Annotated in this window: 20 protein-coding genes; 8 read left to right on the top strand and 12 right to left on the bottom strand. The window is 64.5% G+C overall.

What is annotated here, in order from left to right; genetic code table 11:
- The first annotated feature begins 63 nt into the window (after positions 1-63).
- Genes P8R33_RS08400 through P8R33_RS08380 form a run of 5 tightly spaced genes read left to right on the top strand, consistent with a single transcriptional unit; the run spans position 64 to position 5,315 of the window.
- Entirely contained in the window at positions 64-849 is a 786-nt protein-coding gene (locus P8R33_RS08400; protein ID WP_278328527.1) for a uracil-DNA glycosylase family protein, read from the top strand.
- Positions 846-2,564 carry a lytic transglycosylase domain-containing protein gene (locus tag P8R33_RS08395; RefSeq protein ID WP_347569043.1) on the top strand — a complete coding sequence of 573 codons (1,719 nt, stop codon included), beginning with the start codon at positions 846-848 and terminating at the stop codon, positions 2,562-2,564. The genes P8R33_RS08400 and P8R33_RS08395 overlap by 4 nt, the downstream gene beginning before the upstream one ends.
- Positions 2,565-2,576: 12 nt before the next feature.
- The gene (gene moaB / locus P8R33_RS08390; protein ID WP_278328525.1) at positions 2,577-3,104 is read left to right on the top strand and encodes a molybdenum cofactor biosynthesis protein B; all 528 of its coding nucleotides are present in this window, start codon (positions 2,577-2,579) and stop codon (positions 3,102-3,104) included.
- Between the two features lie 51 nt (positions 3,105-3,155).
- Positions 3,156-4,190 (top strand): sodium:calcium antiporter, encoded by a 1,035-nt coding sequence (locus tag P8R33_RS08385; RefSeq protein ID WP_278328822.1) that lies wholly within the window; start codon positions 3,156-3,158, stop codon positions 4,188-4,190.
- Between the two features lie 39 nt (positions 4,191-4,229).
- Positions 4,230-5,315: a PA0069 family radical SAM protein gene (locus tag P8R33_RS08380; RefSeq protein WP_278328524.1), complete on the top strand. Its 1,086-nt coding sequence runs from the start codon at positions 4,230-4,232 to the stop codon at positions 5,313-5,315.
- Between the two features lie 19 nt (positions 5,316-5,334).
- Here the strand turns inward: P8R33_RS08380 and P8R33_RS08375 are convergent, their stop codons facing one another.
- The 10 genes from P8R33_RS08375 to P8R33_RS08330 all read right to left on the bottom strand — a co-directional run bounded on the left by P8R33_RS08375 (position 5,335) and on the right by P8R33_RS08330 (position 15,060).
- Positions 5,335-5,763 (bottom strand): DUF1330 domain-containing protein, encoded by a 429-nt coding sequence (locus P8R33_RS08375; protein WP_278328523.1) that lies wholly within the window; start codon positions 5,761-5,763, stop codon positions 5,335-5,337.
- 25 nt (positions 5,764-5,788) lie between these two features.
- Positions 5,789-6,256, bottom strand: coding sequence for a DUF411 domain-containing protein (locus P8R33_RS08370; protein ID WP_278328522.1), 468 nt, complete (start codon positions 6,254-6,256; stop codon positions 5,789-5,791).
- A 41-nt stretch (positions 6,257-6,297) separates the two neighbouring features.
- On the bottom strand, positions 6,298-6,786 hold the full coding sequence (locus P8R33_RS08365; RefSeq protein WP_278328521.1) for a GNAT family N-acetyltransferase: 489 nt from the start codon (positions 6,784-6,786) through the stop codon (positions 6,298-6,300).
- Between the two features lie 7 nt (positions 6,787-6,793).
- Positions 6,794-8,398: a long-chain fatty acid--CoA ligase gene (locus P8R33_RS08360; RefSeq protein ID WP_278328520.1), complete on the bottom strand. Its 1,605-nt coding sequence runs from the start codon at positions 8,396-8,398 to the stop codon at positions 6,794-6,796.
- 20 nt (positions 8,399-8,418) lie between these two features.
- Complete coding sequence (dnaE, locus tag P8R33_RS08355) at positions 8,419-11,895, bottom strand: DNA polymerase III subunit alpha (protein WP_278328519.1); 3,477 nt, start codon at positions 11,893-11,895, stop codon at positions 8,419-8,421.
- 73 nt (positions 11,896-11,968) lie between these two features.
- Positions 11,969-12,289, bottom strand: coding sequence for a hypothetical protein (locus P8R33_RS08350; protein ID WP_278328518.1), 321 nt, complete (start codon positions 12,287-12,289; stop codon positions 11,969-11,971).
- A gap of 31 nt (positions 12,290-12,320) precedes the next feature.
- Positions 12,321-12,800, bottom strand: a complete 480-nt coding sequence (locus P8R33_RS08345) for a glutathione peroxidase (protein ID WP_278328517.1) — start codon at positions 12,798-12,800, stop codon at positions 12,321-12,323.
- A gap of 11 nt (positions 12,801-12,811) precedes the next feature.
- Positions 12,812-13,090 (bottom strand): hypothetical protein, encoded by a 279-nt coding sequence (locus tag P8R33_RS08340; protein WP_278328516.1) that lies wholly within the window; start codon positions 13,088-13,090, stop codon positions 12,812-12,814.
- 49 nt (positions 13,091-13,139) lie between these two features.
- Positions 13,140-13,826, bottom strand: a complete 687-nt coding sequence (locus tag P8R33_RS08335) for an ABC transporter ATP-binding protein (protein WP_278328515.1) — start codon at positions 13,824-13,826, stop codon at positions 13,140-13,142.
- Positions 13,819-15,060 carry a lipoprotein-releasing ABC transporter permease subunit gene (locus tag P8R33_RS08330; protein ID WP_278328821.1) on the bottom strand — a complete coding sequence of 414 codons (1,242 nt, stop codon included), beginning with the start codon at positions 15,058-15,060 and terminating at the stop codon, positions 13,819-13,821. The genes P8R33_RS08335 and P8R33_RS08330 overlap by 8 nt, the downstream gene beginning before the upstream one ends.
- 191 nt (positions 15,061-15,251) lie before the next feature.
- Between P8R33_RS08330 and purF the strand changes: the two genes are divergently transcribed.
- The 3 genes from purF (at position 15,252) to P8R33_RS08315 (ending at position 17,899) form a co-directional block, all read left to right on the top strand.
- Positions 15,252-16,724, top strand: coding sequence for an amidophosphoribosyltransferase (purF, locus tag P8R33_RS08325; protein ID WP_278328514.1), 1,473 nt, complete (start codon positions 15,252-15,254; stop codon positions 16,722-16,724).
- Positions 16,721-17,434 (top strand): SDR family NAD(P)-dependent oxidoreductase, encoded by a 714-nt coding sequence (locus P8R33_RS08320; protein ID WP_278328513.1) that lies wholly within the window; start codon positions 16,721-16,723, stop codon positions 17,432-17,434. The genes purF and P8R33_RS08320 overlap by 4 nt, the downstream gene beginning before the upstream one ends.
- A 117-nt stretch (positions 17,435-17,551) precedes the next feature.
- Entirely contained in the window at positions 17,552-17,899 is a 348-nt protein-coding gene (locus P8R33_RS08315) for a PilZ domain-containing protein (protein WP_278328512.1), read from the top strand.
- A gap of 132 nt (positions 17,900-18,031) precedes the next feature.
- Here P8R33_RS08315 and P8R33_RS08310 read toward each other — a convergent pair whose 3' ends face one another.
- On the bottom strand, positions 18,032-19,219 hold the full coding sequence (locus tag P8R33_RS08310) for a serine hydrolase domain-containing protein (protein ID WP_278328511.1): 1,188 nt from the start codon (positions 19,217-19,219) through the stop codon (positions 18,032-18,034).
- A gap of 2 nt (positions 19,220-19,221) precedes the next feature.
- A complete protein-coding gene (locus P8R33_RS08305) occupies positions 19,222-20,475 on the bottom strand; it encodes an SAM-dependent methyltransferase (RefSeq protein WP_278328510.1) in 1,254 nt (417 codons plus the stop codon).
- Between the last annotated feature and the right edge of the window lie 57 nt (positions 20,476-20,532).

Raw genomic sequence — 20,532 nt, 5'->3', positions numbered from 1 at the left:
GCTAAATGTGTTGCGGATGCCTTGATTGCTGGGGCGTTAGAGGTCAAGACCTGCGCCGACACGATGATGCAGGCCGATACCCACGAAACCCGCGATTTCGACGCAGCCGAGGCGCTGGAAGGGGCGATCGCGTGGTGGCGCGAGGCCGGGGTCGATTTCGACTATTCCGAAACACCGACGCAATGGCTGGCAGAGCCGGAGAGCGACGATGCCGTAGCGGCTCCGAAACCCGCCGCACCGCCGCCTCCGCCGCCCGCCACGCCGCTCTCGCGCGCCTTGCAGCAGGATGCAGGACCGCCCATCGGTGGCGCGCGCGAGAACTGGCCCGGCAGTCTCGAAAAATTTCGCGAATGGTGGATGACCGAGCCGACGCTGGCCGAAGGATCGCTCGACCGCCGGGTGCCGCCGCGCGGGGTTGCGGGGGCAAAACTCTGCATCCTCGTCCCGCAACCAGAGCCGGATGACGCCGAGGGCCTGCTGACCGGCGGCGCGGGCAAGCTTCTCACCGCCATGCTGCAGGCGATGGGCGTTGGCGCGCACCAGGTTTACGTCGCCAGCACCCTCCCCGCGCCCATGGCAATGCCCGAATGGAGCTCGCTCGGCGCGCGTGGCCTGGGCGACTTGACGCGCCACCATTTGTCGCTCGCCGCCCCCGAACGTGTGCTCGCGATCGGTCGGGCGCAACTGACGCTCTTCGACATCGCGCCCGAGAAAGTGCGCGACCCGCTGGTGCTGGAGTGCGGCGACAAGACCCTGCCCCTCCTCGCCGCTCCCGACTTTTCGCAGATCGCCCGAAGCGCCGCGCGGCGCGCGAATTTGTGGCATCGCTGGCTGGAATGGACTGCATGAAGATACGACCGACACTCGCCCTCGCCCTGGCGGCAGGCGCGATCTACGCCACTCCCGCTGTCGCGCAGCAGAGCAGCGTCGACTATTTTACCCGCTCACATGCCGAGGCCCTGCCGCGTCTGCTGTCGAGCGAGGATCGCGGCTATTACGGCTCGCTCTACGAAGCCATCGACGCGCGCAATTGGGACCGGGTCGAAATCCTGCTTGCGCAGCGCGAATCCGGGCCGCTGCACGGGGCAGCGCTGGCGCATTACTACCTCCATCCCGAAAGCCCCCGGATCCCGCTTGAGCGGATCGAGGCATGGCTGGCGAACTACCGCGACCTGCCGGATGCCGAGAATATCGTGCGGCTCGGCCAGACACGCGGGCTGCAAGGGGACTACAATTTGCGGCGCGAGCGGCGGCTCGTGCGTCAGTCCGGCATAACCCGCCGCACGCTGCCGCGCACGGTAAGCGACGGCACCATGCCGCAAGCGGTGAGCGAGGCGATCCTCGGGCACATTCGCAACGACGACCCCGATGGTGCACGCCTGTTGCTCGACGGAGTCGACGCGACCCTATCGTCCGAAGCGCGCGCCGAATGGCGGCAGCGGGTCGCGTGGAGCTATTACATCGAGAACCGCGATGCGCAGGCCTCGGCGATTGCGGAGACGGTTCGCAACGGGGGCAGCGGAGCATGGGTCGCAGAAGGGGACTGGGTGGCAGGGCTCGCTTCCTGGCGCCTCGGCGATTGCGCTCGCGCCGCAGCGGCTTTCGGCCGGAGTGCAGGTGCGGCGCACAACCCGGAACTGTCCAGCGCTGCCTACTATTGGGCCAGCCGAGCGCTGGTCCGCTGTCGCCAGCCCGAAGACGCGGCCGAGCAATTGCGCGGCGCGGCGCGCTTTCCCGATACGCTCTACGGCATGATCGCACACGAGCGGCTCGGTAAGCCCCTGCCCAATACGCACACCACGCCCGATTTGACGCAGGACGACTGGCAGCGCCTCTCGCGCGAAGAGGCAGCGCGCAATGCCGTGATGCTCGCGGAAATCGGCCAGCGCGAGCAAGCCGACGAGGCTCTGCGCTGGCTGGTCCGAACCGGCGACCCGGACGATTTTGCAGCGCTCGGCAGGCTTGCCCGCGCGCTCGGGCTCACCGGCACGCAGAATTTCATGGCGTACAATGCCCCGCCGCGCACTGGCGCTCCGCCGAGCCTCAAATATCCGGTCACCTTTCGCGAGCCGATCGGCGGTTGGCGTGTCGACCCGGCCCTCGCCTTCGCGCACGCCTTGCAGGAATCGAACTTTCGCGAGCGCGTGGTCAGCCCGGCTGGCGCCATCGGCCTGATGCAGATCATGCCGATCACACAGCGCGAATATGCCGCCTCCATCAACATGAGCAGCGGCGCGGATCTGAAGGACCCGGCAGTCAATCTCGCCTTCGGCCAGCGTACGCTCGAAGCGCTCGGATCGGCGCGCTACACGCAAGGCAGGCTGCCCAAGGTGATGGCGGCCTACAACGCCGGCCCGACTCCGGTGGCGCGCTGGGAAAGCGAGGTCCGCGACCAGGACGATCCGCTGCTCTACATGGAGTCGCTGCCCTATTGGGAGACGCGCAGCTATGTCGCGATCGTGATGCGCAATTACTGGATGTACTTGCGCCAGGCAGCGGCGCCTGCCCCCAGCCGGATCGACCTCGCCGAGAATGACTGGCCGCAATTCCCCCGCGCGAATTAGGAGCGCAGCACGATGGCGATCGACGAAAACCGCGAGTTCAAGCCGGTCAGCATTGCGCTGCTGACAGTGTCGGACAGCCGCACTTTGGCCGACGACACTTCGGGCGACATCCTCGCCGAACGTATCGAAGCCGCCGGCCACAGCCTCGCCACGCGCGAGATCAGCCGCGACAGCGTGGAGGAGATCGCCGCGCACCTTCACCGCTGGATCGACGACGAGGCGATCGATTGCGTCATCACCACCGGCGGCACGGGGCTGACGGGCCGGGACGTCACGCCTGAAGCGCTGGACCGGGTAAAGAGCAAGGACGTCCCCGGTTTCGGCGAGCTGTTCCGCTGGCTCAGCTACAACACCATCGGCACCAGTACGGTGCAGAGCCGCGCCTGCGGCGTGGTGGCGCGCGGCACCTATATCTTCGCCTTGCCAGGCTCGAACGGCGCGGTGAAGGATGGTTGGGACATGATCCTCGCCGAACAACTCGACAGCCGCAACCGGCCCTGCAACTTCGTCGATCTCATGCCGCGCCTGCGCGAGCGGTAGGAACGCTACCGTTCCTCACGCGTCCTTCGGGCAAGCACCCGGGGGAGCAAACTGTTTGAGATAACGGCCTTTTCGACGCAGACGCTCCTGATTCTGTTCGGCGGCGCGGCCGTGCTGATCGCGCTCGTGGGTACGCGCATGGCGGGGCTGGCGGACACACTTGCCGACCGCACCGGCTTCGGTGAAGCGCTCGTCGGATCGGTGCTGCTCGGCGCAGGCACGAGCATCGCCGGCATCGTGACATCCGCCAGCACGGCAGCGAGCGGCGCGCCGGATCTGGCCGTATCCAACGCGATGGGAGGGATCGCCGCGCAGACCATGTTCCTCGCGGTCGCCGACGTCGCTTATCGCAAGGTCAATCTGGAGCATGCGGCGGCCAGTCCGGTAAACCTCGGTCAGTCGACGGTCCTGATCATCCTGATGGTGCTGCCGATCATGGCCTGGGTATCGCCGCCCTTCGCCATCCTCGGTGTCAATCCGCTGACTCCGGTGCTGGTCCTGGTCTATCTCGTCGGCCTTCATAACGCGCACCGGATCAAGCAGCGGCCGATGTGGCTGCCGCGGAAGACCGATGCCACGCGCGACGAGAACGACGACGAGTGCGATGACCGGCGGCCGCTGGCCCTGCTGTTCGCGATCTTCGGGGGCATGGTCGCCGTGGTTGGCTTGTGCGGGTACGTCGTGGGGACTGCCGGGCTGGAACTCTCGGGCAGGCTCGGCATATCGCAGGGCGTCGTCGGGGCGCTGGGCACCGCCATCGTCACCTCCTTGCCGGAACTGGTCACAACCATAGCCGCCGTCCGCAAGGGTGCGTTGCAGCTCGCTGTCGGCGGGATCATCGGCGGCAATATGTTCGACGCGCTCTTCATTGCCGCCAGCGACGTCGCCTATCGCGAAGGCAGCATCTACAATGCGATGAGCGAGCGCAGCGTCTTCTGGATCTCGCTCTCGATCCTGATGACGGGCATTCTTCTGCTCGGCCTGCTCCGGCGCGAACGACAGGGACCCGGCGGGATCGGCTGGGAGTCGGTATTATTGATCGGCTTGTGGCTCGGCGGAGCTGCTTTGCAGATTTCGCTCGGCTGACCACTCGACAGACTCGCTTGTTCCGCTTATGTTCTACGAATGGACAAGCGGATGGAGCCAGCCATTGCCGGGCGCGGCGCGCAATCGGGCAGCGTGCCGACGCGCTTCGGCCTCGCCACGCGCGAGACCGATGGCGACTGGCGCGATCACATGGAGACGCTGGACGGACCTCCCGTGAAATTGCGGACGCATGTGACGGAAGAGCGCCCACGAACGATCCTCAGCTTCAACCAGTCGCCGGACATCTTCTTCGACCGCTCGATCAATGCCTATCGCGGCTGCGAGCATGGCTGCGTCTACTGCTTTGCCCGTCCTACGCATGCTTATCACGACCTGTCGCCGGGGCTGGATTTCGAGACGCAGCTATTCGCCAAGCCCAACGCAGCCGAGATATTGCGCGCCACTTTGGCCAAGCCGAAATACCGTCCAAAGCCGATCGCGATGGGGACCAATACCGATCCCTACCAACCGATCGAGCGCGACTACCGGATCACCCGCTCGGTGCTGGAGGTGTGCCTCGACGCGCGACATCCGGTGACGATTACGACCAAGTCCGACCGCGTGCTCGACGATCTGGACCTGCTTGCCGAAATGGCAGAGCGGCGGCTGGTGGCGGTGGCGATCTCGGTTACGACGTTCGATCCCAAGCTGTCCGGCAAACTGGAACCGCGTGCAGCATCGCCTGCCAAGCGATTGCAAGCGCTGGGAAAGCTCGCCGTTGCAGGCGTGCCGACGCATTGCTCGGTCGCGCCTGTCATCCCGGCGATTACGGACGAATTCATGGAGGAAATCGTCCAGCGCGCCGCGGCCATGGGCGTAGATAGCTGCGGCTGGATCCCGCTGCGCCTGCCGCACGAGGTCGCCCCGCTGTTCCGCGAATGGCTCTCGGTCCACTATCCCGAACGCCGAGACAAGGTGATGAGCATCGTCCAGTCGATCCGCAGCGGGAAGGACAACGACCCGAACTTCTTCAGCCGCCTGCGCCCGACCGGTGTCTGGGCCGACCTCTTCCGCGCCCGCTTCCGCCTAGCCTGCAAACGCAGCGGTATAGGCAAGGCGAAGTTCGAGCTGGACTGCACGCAGTTCCGGCCACCTGCGGTGGGCGGGCAATTGCGGTTGCTTTAATCTCCCCGGTCCGGAGAGGTTAGAACCCCTCGCCCTCCTCGCCCGGCGCAAACCGCACCAGCCTGCTATCCACTAGCGCTGCTGTGCGATTGATCACCGCTTTCTGGTACTCAGGGTCCTTGATCATCTCGAAGAAGGCTCCGCTGTTCGGGTACTGCGCCACGAAGCCGTCGTGCCAGCGCCGATCGTCCGGTCCGGTGACCATGCACTGGAAGGCGCCGCGCCACACGATGGAGCCGCCGACGCGGCGGAAGATCGGGCCGCTGGTCTTGCCATATTCCTCATAGGCGCGGCGGCCGCTCCAGCCGTTGCCGTGATGCTCGTGCCCCTCTGGATACTCGGCCTCATTACGGTAGAGCAGCAAATTGAGCATGTGGATCGGCTCGTCGCGTGGCAGGGCCTTGAAAGCGTCGAAATTGGCGCGGCTCGGGTCGATGTAATTGGTCAAATGGTCTCTCCGGAATCGATCGTGCTCAGTGATTGTGGGCTTCGGCTGTCCCTTCATGGGTCGCCCATACGCGGTGTTTTCCGTCACGCATGATCAGGACGGTTTGGTAGGTCTGGCTGCGCCCCGCCACTTCCATGCCCGGAGAGCCGATGGGCATCCCCGGTACGGCGAGGCCGACGGCATCCGGCTTCTCAGCGAGCAGGCGCCGTATGTCTTCGGCAGGCACATGGCCTTCGATCGCATACCCCTCGACCGTCGCCGTGTGGCAGCTGCGCAGATTGGCTGGCACACCTGCCGCATCCGCGACCGGCGTCGTATTCTCCACATCGCGCACGGTCATTTCGAAACCGGCGTCGCGCATCCGCTCGATCCATTCGCTGCAGCAGCCGCACCACGGGGTCTTCGCTACGTCGATAGTACTGGCGGAGGCGGCTTGCGCGCAGGCGATCAAAGCCAGCGGGGCCAGCGCGAAAACAGGGCGGAAACGGGGCATTCGAATACTCCTTGAAAACTCTTGCGAGCGACTGTCGCAGCTTATCTATGCAAGGATAGCTGCATGTAAACTGTATCGAGCCGCCGTCCGAATTTCATGCCGACCTGTCGCATCCGCCCTACCTCCACGAAGCCGAGCTTGCCGTGCAGCGCGACCGAGGCTGGTTCCCCGCCGCCGATCACTGCGATCATCTGCTCGAAATCGGCCTTGCCCGCCGCATCGACCAGCGCCGTCAGCAGGATCGCGCCAAGGCCCGAACCGCGCTGCGAGTCGGCGATGTAGATGCTGTTCTCGCAGGTATGCGAATAGGCCGCGCGGTCGCGGAATTGCGTCGCATAGGCATAGCCCGCCACCTCGCCGTCCCGCTCGACCACCAGGAACGGCCAGCCACGCGCAACGACCGCGTCGATCTTCTCGCGCCAGAATGCCTCGTCCGGAGCCACGGTATCGAAGGTCGCCGTGCTGTGCGCAACATGGTGTGCATAGATCGCCTGCACCGCATCGGCATCCTCCGCCACTGCGGCGCGCACGGCCGCGTCAGGCGAGCGTATAGTCGCTGAACCGATCTCGCAGGTCCTTCTTGCTGATCTTGCCGGTGGCGGTGTGCGGGATGTCGTCGACGAATTCGACCGCGTCGGGCAGCCACCATTTCGCGACCTTGTCGGAGAGGAAGTTTACCACCTCTTCCGCCGTGCAGTCCTTGCCTTCCTTCTTGACCACGAACAGCACCGGGCGCTCGTCCCACTTGGGGTGGAACATGCCGACGCATGCCGCCTCGGCCACGGCCGGGTGGCCGACGGCCGCATTCTCGAGCTCGACCGAGCTGATCCACTCGCCGCCGGATTTGATCACGTCCTTAGTGCGGTCGGTGATCTGCATCGTGCCGTCCGGATGCAGGATGGCGACATCGCCGGTATCGAACCAGCCATCCGCAGTCAGGGCATCTTCTTCAGCCTTGAAGTAGCGTTTGACGACCCACGGACCGCGGATCTGTAGCGCGCCCGACGCCTCGCCATCGCGCGGCAGGACCTTGGTGCGATCGTCGAGATCGACCGTGCGCAGCTCCACTCCGAAAATCGGGCGGCCCTGTTTCATCGTCTTCTCGACCCTCTGTTCGAAGGTCATCTCGTCCCAATCCGCCGTCGGGCCGCCGACCGTGCCGATCGGCGAGGTTTCCGTCATGCCCCAGGCGTGCTGGACGCGCGTGCCGTTCTTCATCAGCCGCTCGATCATGAAACGCGGCGCGGCCGATCCGCCGATGGTCGCAGCGCGCAGCTTGGGCAGCTCGATGTCGTTGGCATCGCAATACTGGAAATGGGCGAGCCAGACGGTGGGCACGCCGGCACTGTCGGTCACGCCTTCCTTCTTCATCATCTCGTCGAGCACGGCCGGATCGTTGACCGCGCTGAACACAAATTTGATCCCCGCCATCGCGCCTGCATAGGGCAGGCCCCAGCTGGCCGCGTGGAACATCGGCACGACCGGCAGCATGACCGACGACGCGCTGAAATTGAACGTGCTCGGCTGCAGGCCGGCAAGCGCGTGGAGCACGGTAGAGCGATGCTCGTACTGCACGCCCTTGGGATTGCCGGTGGTGCCGCTCGTGTAGCAGATCATGCAGGGATCGCGCTCGCTCCCGTCGACCCATTCGAAATTCCCGTCCTGCACGCCGATCCAGTCCTCGAACGCCGTGACATCGCTGCCCTCGGGCGGATCGAAGCAGATGTAGTGTTCGACCGTCGGCCACTGGTCGCGCATCTTGTCGATGATCGGCTGGAAGGCCGCATCGTAGAGCATCACTTTGTCCTCGGCATGGCCGACGATGTACTCCAGCTGCTCTTCGAACAGGCGCGGATTGCAGGTGTGGAGCACGCCGCCCATCCCCGCGACCCCGAACCAGCTGACGAGGTGGCGCGCATGGTTCATCGCGAGGCTCGCAACCTTGTCGCCTGGCTTGAGGCCGAGCGCCTGCAGCGCCTGCGCCATCTTGCGCGCGTCGCGGTGGATGCCCGCCCAGTCGGTGCGGGTTTCGCTGCCATCGGCCCAGCGGGTCACGATCTCGCGGGTGGGGGCTTCTCTCGCAGCATGGTCGATCACATGCGAAATCCGCATGGTCCAATCCTGCATGGCGCCTAACGACATATGCTTTCCTCTCGCCGGTATCAGGCGACGAGGCGCAAGTTTGCTTTCCCCCGTCGCGCAGTCAGTTGCACCTTGGCAAGGCCGGGCACGCTTGCCAAGCGTTCAGCGAGTTCCCCGTCGATGGAAAATGCACGGCCGAGGCGCATGATTGGCGGCTCGGGATCGCCGGTGTGCAGCGTCGCCATCACCTCGTCTCCGCCCTCGCCTGCAGTCTGCAAGGCCAGCGCCAGCTCGGTCAGCGCACCGACGCTCTCGACTTCGAGGGTGAGCAGCATCGCCATGCTGCCCTTCACCGCATCGAGCGGCACGGCGCCGCGCACGGTGATGCGCGGCGGTTCGTCGGGGCTCGGACTGTCGAGCTCGACGTCCAGCTTCACGCAGGTCTGGTTCTCCGCCCATTCGAGGAAGCGGTCGACCATGCCCTCTTCGAAACAGGCGGCGCTGAACTGGCCGGAGCTGTCCGAGAAATCGGCGCGGATGAAGGGTTTGCCGCGCTTGGTGGTGCCCTTGCTCGCCTTCTCGACCATGGCCGCCATCACCGCGCCAGCGCGCCCACCGGGGGGGGCACCGCTGGCCATCAGCGAGGCGTAGCTGCGCGCACCTTGCGCGCTGGCCACTGTGCGCCACGCCTCGACAGGATGCTCGGCGAAATAGAAGCCGAAGTTCTCCTTCTCCCGCGCCATCTGCTCCGCACGCGGCCAGGGATTGGCATCCTTGAGGCGCAGCGTGTCTTCGCTGGCCGCATCGTCGCCGCCGAACAGCGCCGCCTGCCCGCTCGACCGCTCGCGCTCGGCAGCATCCGCGATGGCCAGCAGCATGTCGGCATTGGCGAAAAGCTTCGCCCGGTTGGTCTCGAACTCGTCGAGTGCGCCGGCCGAAATCAGCGCTTCCAGCTGGCGCGAGTTCATCGAACCCTTGGGCAGCCGCTCGAATAGGTCCTGCAAGCTCTCGAATTTGCCGCTGACCTCGCGCTCGTGGACGATCGCCTCCATCGCCCGCTCGCCGACGTTGCGAATGCCGGCCAACGCATAGCGCACGGCATAGCCATCGTCGGTCTGCTCGACGCTGTACTCGGCCTCGGAGTAATTCAGCGCGGGCGGCAGCACCTTGATTCCGCTGCGCCGCGCATCGTCCACGAATACCGCCAGCTTCTCCGACTGGTGCATGTCGAAGCACATGGACGCGGCGAAGAATTCTTCCGGGTAATGCGCCTTGAGCCATGCCGTCTGATAGGCGAGCAATGCATAGGCGGCGGCGTGGGACTTGTTGAAGCCGTAGCCGGCGAACTTGTCGATCAAGTCGAATAGCGCATTGGCCTCTGCCTTCTCGATGCCGGAGACTTCCTTGCAGCCCTCGACGAACCGCTCGCGCTGAGCGTCCATTTCGGCCTGCACCTTCTTGCCCATCGCGCGGCGAAGCAGGTCGGCATCGCCGAGCGAATATCCGGCGAGAATCTGGGCGGCCTGCATGACCTGTTCCTGATAGACGAAGATGCCGTATGTCTCGGCCAGGATGCCCTCGAGCTTGGCGTGCGGATACTCGATTGCGACCTCGCCCGCCTTGCGCTTGCCGAATAGCGGGATGTTGTCCATCGGACCCGGACGATAAAGCGAGACGAGCGCGATGATGTCGCCGAAATTGGTCGGCTTCACTGCCGTCAGCGTGCGCCGCATGCCCTCCGATTCCAGCTGGAAAACGCCGACCGTATTGCCCGCCTTCATCAGTTCGTAGACCTTGGGATCGTCCAGCGGGAGCGTCGAGAGGTCGATGTCGATCTCGCGGCGCTTGAGCAGGTCTGTAGCCTTCTTGAGCACCGACAGCGTCTTCAGACCGAGGAAGTCGAATTTGACGAGGCCGGAGCTTTCGACATTCTTCATGTCGTACTGCGTCACCGGCATGTCCGAGCGCGGATCGCGATAGAGCGGCACGAGCTGCGCCAGCGGGCGATCGCCGATCACCACGCCGGCCGCGTGGGTCGAACTGTTGCGCGGGAAACCCTCCAGCTGCATCGCGAGATCGACGAGGCGTTTCACCTCGTTGTCATTGTCGTATTCGCGCTTGAAGTCCGCCGCCCCGTTCAGCGCACGCGGCAGCGTCCAGGGGTCGGTCGGGTGGTTGGGCACCATCTTGCAGAGGCGATCCACATGGCCGTAGCTCATCTGCAAAATGCGGCCCGTATCGCGCAGCACCGCGCGGGCCTTCAGCTTACCGAAGGTGATGATCTGCGCGACATGATCGTGGCCGTATTTCTGCTGGACGTAGCGGATCACCTCGCCGCGCCGCGTTTCGCAGAAGTCGATGTCGAAGTCGGGCATCGAGACACGTTCGGGGTTGAGGAAGCGTTCGAACAGCAGGCCGAGCTGGATCGGATCGAGATCGGTAATCGTCAGCGCCCAGGCCACGAGGCTGCCCGCACCGGACCCACGTCCCGGGCCGACGGGAATGTCCTGATCCTTAGCCCATTTAATGAAGTCGGCAACGATCAGGAAGTAGCCGGGGAAGCCCATCTGGTTGATGATATCGACTTCGAATTTCAACCGGTCGAAATAGACCTTGCGGTCCTCTTCCGACATCTCGCCATAGGGCGCAAGCCGGGCTTCGAGGCCCTTGCGCGCATCTTCTTCCAGCGCCCGAGCCTCGCCTTCCAGATCGCCGGCAAGGCTGGGCAAGATCGGGTCGCGATAGGGCGGCGCGTAGGCACAGCGTTGCGCGAGGACGATGGTGTTCTCGACCGCTTCGGGCAGATCGGCGAACGCCTCGTCCATCATGTGGTAGGTCTTGACGTAGCTTTCCGGATTGGAGCGCGCGCGTTCCTCCGCATCGACATGGGTGGACCCGGCGATACACAGCATGGCGTCATGCGCCTTGTGCATGTGTGGTTCGGCGTAGTTTGCGGGATTGGTCGCGATGAGTTGCAGGTCACGCGCATAGGCGAGATCGACCAGAGCCTCCTCGGCGCGCTGTTCCACCTCGTTCCCGCGCCGCGCTAACTCGATATAGAGGCGGTCCGGAAACAGCGCCTGCAGCCGGTCGAGTGCTGCTTCGGCATGGCTCTGCTGACCCTCGGCCAGCAATCTCGTAACCGCACCTTCGCTCGCACCTGTCAGCGCCAGCAATCCGTCGGTGCGTCCTTCGAGGTCTGCCATACCGACATGCGGTTCGAACTCCAGCGGGCGCTCGAGATGCGCTTTCGAAACCAGATGGCAGAGATTGTCGTAGCCCGCCTCATCCTGTGCATAGAGTGGCAGGTAATCGACCTGCTTGCCCTCCGCATCGCGCGCCACGCCGAGCAGCGTTCCGATGATCGGCTGGATACCTTCCGCCTTGCAGGCATTGGCGAACATCACCGCGCCATAGAGGCCATTGCGGTCGGCGATCGCAATGGCCGGAAAGCCGCGCTCTTTCGCCAGCTTGGCCATCGCCTTGGGATCGATCGCCCCTTCGAGCATCGTATAGGCAGACAGCACGCGCAAGGGGACGAAAGGCTTGTAGCTCATGCGAGCAAGGTAAGCCTTTTGCGTGGATTCGGAAGGCTCAGGCCGCGCTGTTTCTCCACAGCGCGTGGAGAAATCAGCCCTCGCGGATTTTCCTGCGCGTATCGCGGATCGTCGAGAATGCGCCATAGATCACCAGCGCGGCCAGGAAGATCCAGACCCACACCGGAATATTGCGACCCGCGATCGCCAGATAGAGATAGGCGGACACGAAGAAGAACCCGGCCAGCATGGTCGGCAGCACAGTCGATTGACCCGCCCGGGCACGCTTCACCAGCCAGCCGATCGACAGCAGGAAGAAGGGGATCGCCCCGACGTAGATTCCGCCGAAGATATAGGGATTGACGCCGTATTGGGCGCCGAGGGCGAGAAACCATTGGTTGATATCGGCAAGCATGACCGGTCTTTCGTGCGGCGACAGCGGCTGGTTACAGCAGCTTCTCGATGTCCTTCGCGATACTCTTCGGCGCATCGGCCGGGCCGTACCTCTTCACGACATTGCCTTCGCGGTCGATCAGGAACTTGGTGAAGTTCCACTTGATCTTCTTCGATCCCATCAGGCCGGGCGCCTCCGCCTTCATCCAGTCGAACAGCGGGCTGGCCTCGCCCCCGTTCACGTCCACCTTGGCCATCAGCGGAAAGGTGAGGCCGAAATTGACCTTGCAGAATTGCTCGATCTCGTCGGCATCGCCCGGCTCCTGATTGCCGAACTGGTTGCACGGAAAGGCCAACACTTCGAAGCCCTTGTCGCCGTAGCGCTGGTAGAGCTCTTCCAGTCCGTCATACTGTGGCGTAAATCCGCATTTGCTGGCCGTGTTCACCACCAGCAGGACCGTGCCGAGCTTTTCTCGCAGATCGAGCGGCTCGCCCTTGCTGGTCGACACGGTGAAATCGGCGATCGTTGTCATCCTAGAAATCCTCAGCCGCGCGGAAAATCGTCGCGCGCTGCCAGCGAGGCGATTTCCTCTGCATGATATTCGCGGTCGCCGAGTTTCTCGATATAATAGTCGTCGCGCTCGTCGGGACTCATCAGCATGATGTGACGGATGAGGTCGGCGAAGGTGCCCTGACGCAATCCCTTGGCACCGTCGAACACGCCGTCGCCATCGCCGACACGGTGCAGGCTGGCCCGGTCGTCCCACTGGATGCCGAGACGATGGGTGTCTTCGGCGCGGTAGGTGCTGGGGTGGTCGGTCATACTGGTAATCTCCTTTGCCCGCCCAACGGATGAAACCGCGCTGCGTTTCCTATTCCAGCAAGCCTTCGTGCAGCCGCACGACGCGATCCATTCGCGCCGCCAGCCGCTCGTTATGCGTGGCGATCAGCGCAGCGCTGCCCTCGCCCCGAACGAGAGCGAGAAATTCGCCGAGCACGCGGTCGCTGGTGGCTTCGTCCAGATTGCCGGTCGGCTCGTCCGCGAGGACCAGCGCGGGGCGGTTGGCAAGCCCGCGGGCGACGGCCACACGCTGCTGCTCGCCGCCGGAAAGCTGACTGGGCCGGTGGTCGAGGCGATGTTCGAGCCCAAGCGCCGACAGCAGCTGACGGGCCCGTGCTTCGGCATCGCCGCGCGGCTTACCGGCCACGAGCTGCGGCAGGACCACGTTCTCGACCGCATCGAAGTCGGGCAGCAAATGGTGAAACTGGTAGACGAAGCCGAGATGCTCCCGCCGCAGGATGGTGCGTGCATGCGGATCGGATTTTTCGGCCGAATTGCCCGCGATGACGATCTCTCCGCCGAAACCGCTTTCCAGCAGGCCGACTGCCTGGAGCAGCGTGGACTTGCCCGAGCCGGACGGACCGAGCAGCGCGACGATCTCTCCGGGGCGCACCGTCAGGTTGACCCCGCGCAAGACGTCGATGCGCACGCCGCCCTGCTCGAAGCTGCGCGTGAGGCCCTTCAGCTCGACGACCGGTTGCACACCGGGGCTATTCATAGCGCAGCACCTGTACCGGATCGGTGCTCGCCGCCTTCCATGCCGGGTAAAGCGTGGCGAGGAAGCTGAGAACCAGAGCCAGGCCGACGATCATCGCGACTTCGACCGGATCAGTCTTGGACGGGAGCGTGGTCAGGAACCGCACCTGCGGGTCCCACAGCTCGACCCCGGTCGCCCAGCCGATCGCTGTGGTGATTTGCTGGCGGAAGGTCAGGACGATGAAACCGAAGATTAGGCCGGCGACCGTGCCGATCGCTCCGACGGTGAAGCCGGTCGTCACGAATATCTTCATCAGGCTCCGCCGCGTCGCGCCCATGGTTCGCATGATCGCGATATCTCGCGTTTTTGCACGCACCAGCATGACCAAGCTCGAAAGAATATTGAAAGCCGCCACCAAGACCATGAAACTCAAGGCGAATGCCATTGCGACGCGTTCAACCTGCAAAGCTTCGAACAGGGTCGAGTTGATCGTCTTCCAGTCGGCCACCACCGCCCTGCCCTGAACGGCGCGCTGGACCGGCTCGAGGATTTCGCCGACCTCGTCCGGGTCCTCCACGGTCACTTCGATCATGCTCACCGTATCGCCGAGCAGCAGCAGTGTCTGCGCATCCTCCATCGGCATCACTACGAAGGCGCCGTCGTAATCATAGATGCCGACTTCGAATATCGCCGCGACTTCGTAGCCGATCTGGCGCGGGACGGTGCCGAACGGGGTCGAGCGGCCCTGCGGATTGATAATCGTGATCGTATCGCCGACGCGCGCGCCGATGTTCTCGGCCAGCCTTACGCCGATGGCCACGCGGCTCGCCCCAGGTTCCAGTCGGGCGATATTGCCGCTGACGACCTTGTCTCCGAGGTCGGTGATATCTTCCGCCGTATTGCCGCGAACGAGGATCGCCTCCACCCGGCCGTTGAAGCTGGTCAGCAGCGGTTGTTCGATCAGCGGGCTGGCATCCACCACGCCCGGCGTTTCCTGCACGTTCTGGAGGATATTCTCCCAGTCCTCCATCTTGCCGCCATAGGCTTGCACGATCGCATGGCCGTTCAGCCCCACGATCTTGTCGAGCAATTCGGCGCGAAACCCGTTCATCACGCTCATCACGATGACCAGCATGGCCACCGACAGCATAACCACGGTGATGGAGATACCCGCGACCAGCGCGATGAAGGCCTCGCTCCTGCCGGGGAGCAGGTAACGCTTGGCAATCGTCCATTCGAAAGGAGAGAGGATCAGACCGGCCCTTATCTGTCGTAGGGTGTTCGCGAGTGGTGGAGAGGCGTTTAGGCAGGCGAAGCTGTCTGTGCAATGAAATCGTGTCACAGCCCCTGCGCATTCCATCGGCACCCGTCGCACCGGCCTTGTAATCGCGCCGTAACATCGCCATTGGGTCGCGCATCCCGATTGCTGGCGCGGACAGGCCCCCGATGAACCTTACCCACCCGTTTCATGACGAGGATGGCGACAAGCTGCGCGAAGAGTGCGGCGTGTTCGGCGCAATCAATGCGACCGATGCTGCCGCTGCCACGGCGCTGGGCCTTCATGCCCTGCAACATCGCGGGCAGGAAGCCGCCGGCATCACCAGCTTCGACGGCGCGGAATTCTTCACCCGGCGCGGCATCGGCCATGTGGCGGAGAATTTCTCCAGCCAGGAAGCGATTGCCGAGCTGCCCGGCACGATGGCGGCGGGCCATGTGCGCTATTCCACCACCGGCGGATCGGGCCTGCGCAACATCCAGCCGCTCTATGCCGATCTCGCGAGCGGCGGCTTTGCCGTGGCGCACAACGGCAATATCTCGAACGCCGGCATGCTGCGCGACGATCTGGTTCGTCGCGGATCGATCTTCCAGTCGACCAGCGACACCGAAGTCATCATCCACCTCGTCGCGACCAGCCGCTATCCGACGATCATGGACCGGCTGATCGACGCGCTGCGTCTGCTCGAAGGCGCCTATGCGCTGATCGTGATGACGCCCGAAGGCATGATCGCCTGCCGCGATCCGCTCGGCATCCGGCCGCTGCAGATGGGCCGGATCGGCGATGCGACCGTGTTCGCCTCCGAAACGGTGGCCTTCGACGTGGTAGGTGCCGAATTCGTCCGCCAGGTCGAGCCGGGCGAGGTCATCAAGGTCGATTTCGACGGCAATGTCGATTCGCTCCACCCCTTCGGCAATCATGCCCCGCGACCCTGCATTTTCGAGCATGTCTATTTCAGCCGCCCGGACTCGGTGTTCGACGGGCGCAGCATCTACGAGGCGCGCAAGGCGATCGGGGCGGAACTCGCTCGCGAAAAGCCGGTCGAGGCCGATCTCGTCATTCCCGTGCCCGACAGCGGCGTGCCCGCCGCCATCGGCTATGCGCAGGAATCGGGCATTCCCTTCGAGCTTGGCATCATCCGCTCGCACTATGTCGGGCGCACCTTCATCCAGCCGAGCGACGGCGCGCGGCACGCAGGCGTGAAGCGCAAGCACAATGCCAACCGCGCGCTGGTCGAGGGCAAGCGCATCGTGCTGATCGACGACTCCATCGTGCGCGGCACCACCTCGATGCAGATTGTCGAGATGATGCGCGATGCCGGTGCGATCGAAGTGCATTTCCGCGTCGCCAGCCCGCCCACGGCGCATAGCTGCTTCTACGGCGTCGATACGCCCGAGCGCAGCAAGCTGCTTGCCGCGCGCATGGATGTCGAGCCGATGCGCGAATTCATCAAGGCGGATAGTCTGGCCTTCGTGTCGATCGACGGGCTCTATCGCGCGGTGGGCGAGAAGCCGCGCAATTCCAGCTGCCCGCAGTTCTGCGATGCCTGTTTCACCGGCGATTATCCGACCTCGCTGACCGACCTTGCGCGGCGCGAGGACAAGCAGCAACAGCTGACCTTTCCCGTAGAGGCTGCCGAATGACCGACAAACCGCTGGACGGCCGTCTCGTCCTCGTTACCGGGGCTAGCAAGGGCATCGGTGCCGCGACTGCGAAGGCATTTGCCGCCGCCGGAGCGCATGTCGTCCTGACCGCGCGCGACGTGCGTGGCCTCGAAACGGTAGAGGATGCGATCCACGACGCCGGTGGCCAGTCGACGATCGCCCCGGTCGATCTCGCCGAAAGCGACGGCATCGCGCGCCTTGCCTCCGCTATTGCCGGACGCTGGGAAAAGCTGGATGCGCTCGTCATTTCAGCGGCTTATTTGCCGACCCTCACACCGGTTACGCAGATCGACGGCAAGCAGTTCAGCCAAGCGATCACGGTCAACGTGCTGGCGACCCAGGCCCTGCTCGCGAATTTCGACCCTTTGTTGAAGCGCGCCGATGAGGGGCGTGTGTACGGTCTCACCAGCAGCGTCGGTGCCGATCCGCGCGCCTACTGGTCCGCTTATGGCTCGACCAAGGCGGCCTTCGACAACCTACTCGAATGCTATGCGGCAGAAGTCGAAAAGGTTTCCAAGGTTCGCGTCGCCCTGATCGATCCGGGCGCGACTCGGACGGATATGCGCGCCAAGGCCTATCCCGGCGAGGATCCGAAGACGGTCAAATCGCCCGATGTCGTCGCAAATCGGCTCGTCGAGCTGCAAATTAACGATTTCGACGGCTTCTACCGAGAGCGCGTGGAAGAATGAGTTAACCAACAGCGGTCAGGACTTCGTAACCCGAACAGTCGAGATTCTGCGGATATTCCTCTCGCGAGCGTGCGGGAGTTAAGAAAGCCGGAAATTCTCGTATTGGAAGGGCGCATCATGACCTATCAGACCCAGGACCGCTACCTGGTTGCCGCTCAGGAAGACCGCTGCGCACCGCGCACCAAGTTGACCATTCCCGGCCAGCTGCGTGCATCGGGCGGCCGCGCATTCCAGACGGTCATCCACGATCTCTCGATCTCGGGCTTCTCGGCAGCGGCGCTCAACCGCATGCACGAAGGCCAGATGTGCTGGCTGACCCTGCCCGGCCTCGAATCGCTCCAGGCACAGGTCGTGTGGTGGGAAAACTGCATGGTCGGCTGTGCGTTCAACGAGCTGCTCTCGCCGATCGTCCATGATAACATCATCGCGCGCTACACCGGGGCCGGCAACTACCGCCCCTACTAGGCCTTCGCTCCCGGCCTCTCGGGAAGGCAACCGCACCGACGCTTTGGCAGCGGCCTCAGGGCCCGGCCTGAACCGTGTTTTGAGTGCTCGTTGCCGGTGGCGGTGCCCTAGCGGTCGCCGCCACCACTGCATTCAGTCGATATCCTTGGCGATTTTGCCGACGACTTCGCGAAAGCCGTTGCGGTTATCCGTGCTGGTCGCGGTCGGCCAGTTGCTCACCACGGCGACGACCAGATTGTGCTCTGGCACGATCGTGATCGCCTGCCCGAAGATGCCTTGCGCGCCATAGGCCCCGGGGTAGGTCCACCACTGGTAGCCATAGCCATAGCCCGGCGCGTTCGGGAAGCCGACCAGCGGCGAACCGGCCTCGGCGAACCACCCGTCCGGCACCACATCCTCGCCGCCTTCCAGCGCAAACTGGCCCATGCGCGCATAGTCCGACAGGCGCAGCGAAAGGCAGCAGCCGCCGATATTGCCGCCGGTGAGGTCCTGCATCCAGAACAGCCCGCCTTCGAAACCGGCAGGCTCGACGATCTTCTCCGCCGCATAGGCTGCGAGAGACTTGCCCGTCGCCTGCTCCACGATGAGGCCGAGCAGATTGGTCTCCAGCGTCTTGTAGACCCACTTCTCGCCCGCTGGGGCCTCGCGGCGGAGGGTCTTCGCATAGGTCACTGCCTGCGATTCCCCCGCAACGGGTGTGACCGAAAGCATCCGTGCGACGTCGCTGTTAGGATCGGTGTAGTCCTCGTTCCACGCCACGCCCGAGGTCATCGTGGCGATCTGGCCGACGGTGACGCCGTCGTAAGCCGTGCCGGCCAGCGCCGGAATGATCGAGGTCACCGGCGTATCGACGCTCTCGATCGCGCCGTCCGCAATCGCGGCGCCGAGCAGCGTCGAGGTGAAGCTCTTGGCGACCGAGAAGCTGGTCCAGCGGTCATCTGGCATCATGCCGAGCCCGTATTCCTCGAACCGGACGATGCCGTCATCGAGGACCATTACGCCCGCAGCCTGCGTTTTCGCCATGAAGTCGCGGATGGCGACCTGCACGTCGCGAGACAGCGGCGGGCCTCGCCGAAGGGTGCGCGGTGTGTTCGCCGGAGCGACTTCGAAGCCCGGAAAAAGACCTTCCATGTCGCGGAAGGCCGCCGAGCGGCGCGCATCGTCCCAGAACAGGATCGAGTCGCCCGCGTCCATGCTCGCCATCTCTTCGGGCATGCTCTGCGTGACGGCCGGTGCCGCCGCGACCGGCGCATCGCTATCGTAAGCCGTTGCGCAACCCGCCAGCGCGATCGCCAGCGTCGAAGCCAGAAGTGCTCGCATCCTCATTCTCCCTCTTTCACCAGCGTGACCTGGTGGACATCGATCCCGCCACCGCGGAACCCGCCTTCGCAATACATCAGGTAATACCGCCACAGGTCGCAAAATTCTCGGTCGAACCCGGCGGGCAAGCGGCTTTCGCGGGCCGCCGCATCGAAGTTCTGACGCCACGCTCTCAACGTCTCGGCATAGTCGAGCCCGAAATCGTGCTGGTCCTGCCATGCAAGGCCGCGCTCTTCGGCCAATCTGCGAAATTCGCTGGTGCGGATCAGCAGTCCGCCGGGAAATATATAGGCCTGGATGAAGTCGGCGCTCGCCGCGTAATCCTCGAAAATGTCGTCGTGGATCGAGATATACTGGATCGCCGCGCGCCCGCCCGGTCTCAGATTGCGGGCGATGCAGTCCATGAAGGTGGGCCAGTATTCGCGGCCCAGCGCCTCGACCATCTCCACCGACACGATGGCGTCATAGCTGCCGTCCGTGTCGCGATAGTCCTGTTTGCGGAAGTCGATGGCGTCACTGTGGCGTGCCCTCGCCCAGTCGAGCTGCTCGTCCGAAAGGCTGATGGCGGTGACGTCACTGCCTCGCCGCGCCAGATCGTCGGCCAGCGCGCCCCAGCCGCAGCCGATCTCGAGCACCGTGGCGGCATCGCCGATGCGTGACGCCAGCGCGTCCCACTTGCGCTTCTGTGCCGCCTCCAGCCCGCCCGCCGTGACGTCGAACCCGGAAGAATAGCTCATCGTCGGATCGAGCCACGCTTCGTAGAAATCATTGCCGAGGTCGTAATGCGCGCTGATGTTCTTTTGCGCGCCGTCATGCGTGTTGCGATTGAACAGGTGGGCCAGCTTCAGCGCGTGGCGGAACGGACCTTTCGCGCGTGCCGTGTCCCCCAGCCGCGTCGCATGCTGCATGAACAGCGCGAACAGCGGCACGGGGTCGGGGCTCCACCATTCGCCCGCCTCCCAAGCCTGATACCAGCCGACCGACCCATTGCTGGCCAGCCGCAGCAGCGCGTTATAGCTCCGCAGCTCGACCGTGCATTCGAACCCCGGCGCGCGGCCGCCGAGCGTGCGCGGCGTGCCGTCAGGCAGCGTGCCGTGGATCGTGCCGGAGACCAGTGCCCGGTCGATCCTGTCGAGAATCTTCTCGACCCCCGGCGCAACCATCCGCGCGAACAGGCCGGGCCGCCTCGCGAAGCGCTGCGCCCCTTCGGTCAACCGGATACCCCTGTCCGTTTCGTGTCGCACGCGCGTCGCCATGCGAGGGCCTATGGAGTCGGCGCGCGAACCGTGCAAGACCCGGCTTTGCCGACATCG

It is taken from the genome of Qipengyuania flavescens (assembly GCF_029688735.1).
Lineage (GTDB): Bacteria > Pseudomonadota > Alphaproteobacteria > Sphingomonadales > Sphingomonadaceae > Qipengyuania.
This window is presented reverse-complemented; position numbering and strand designations above follow the sequence as displayed.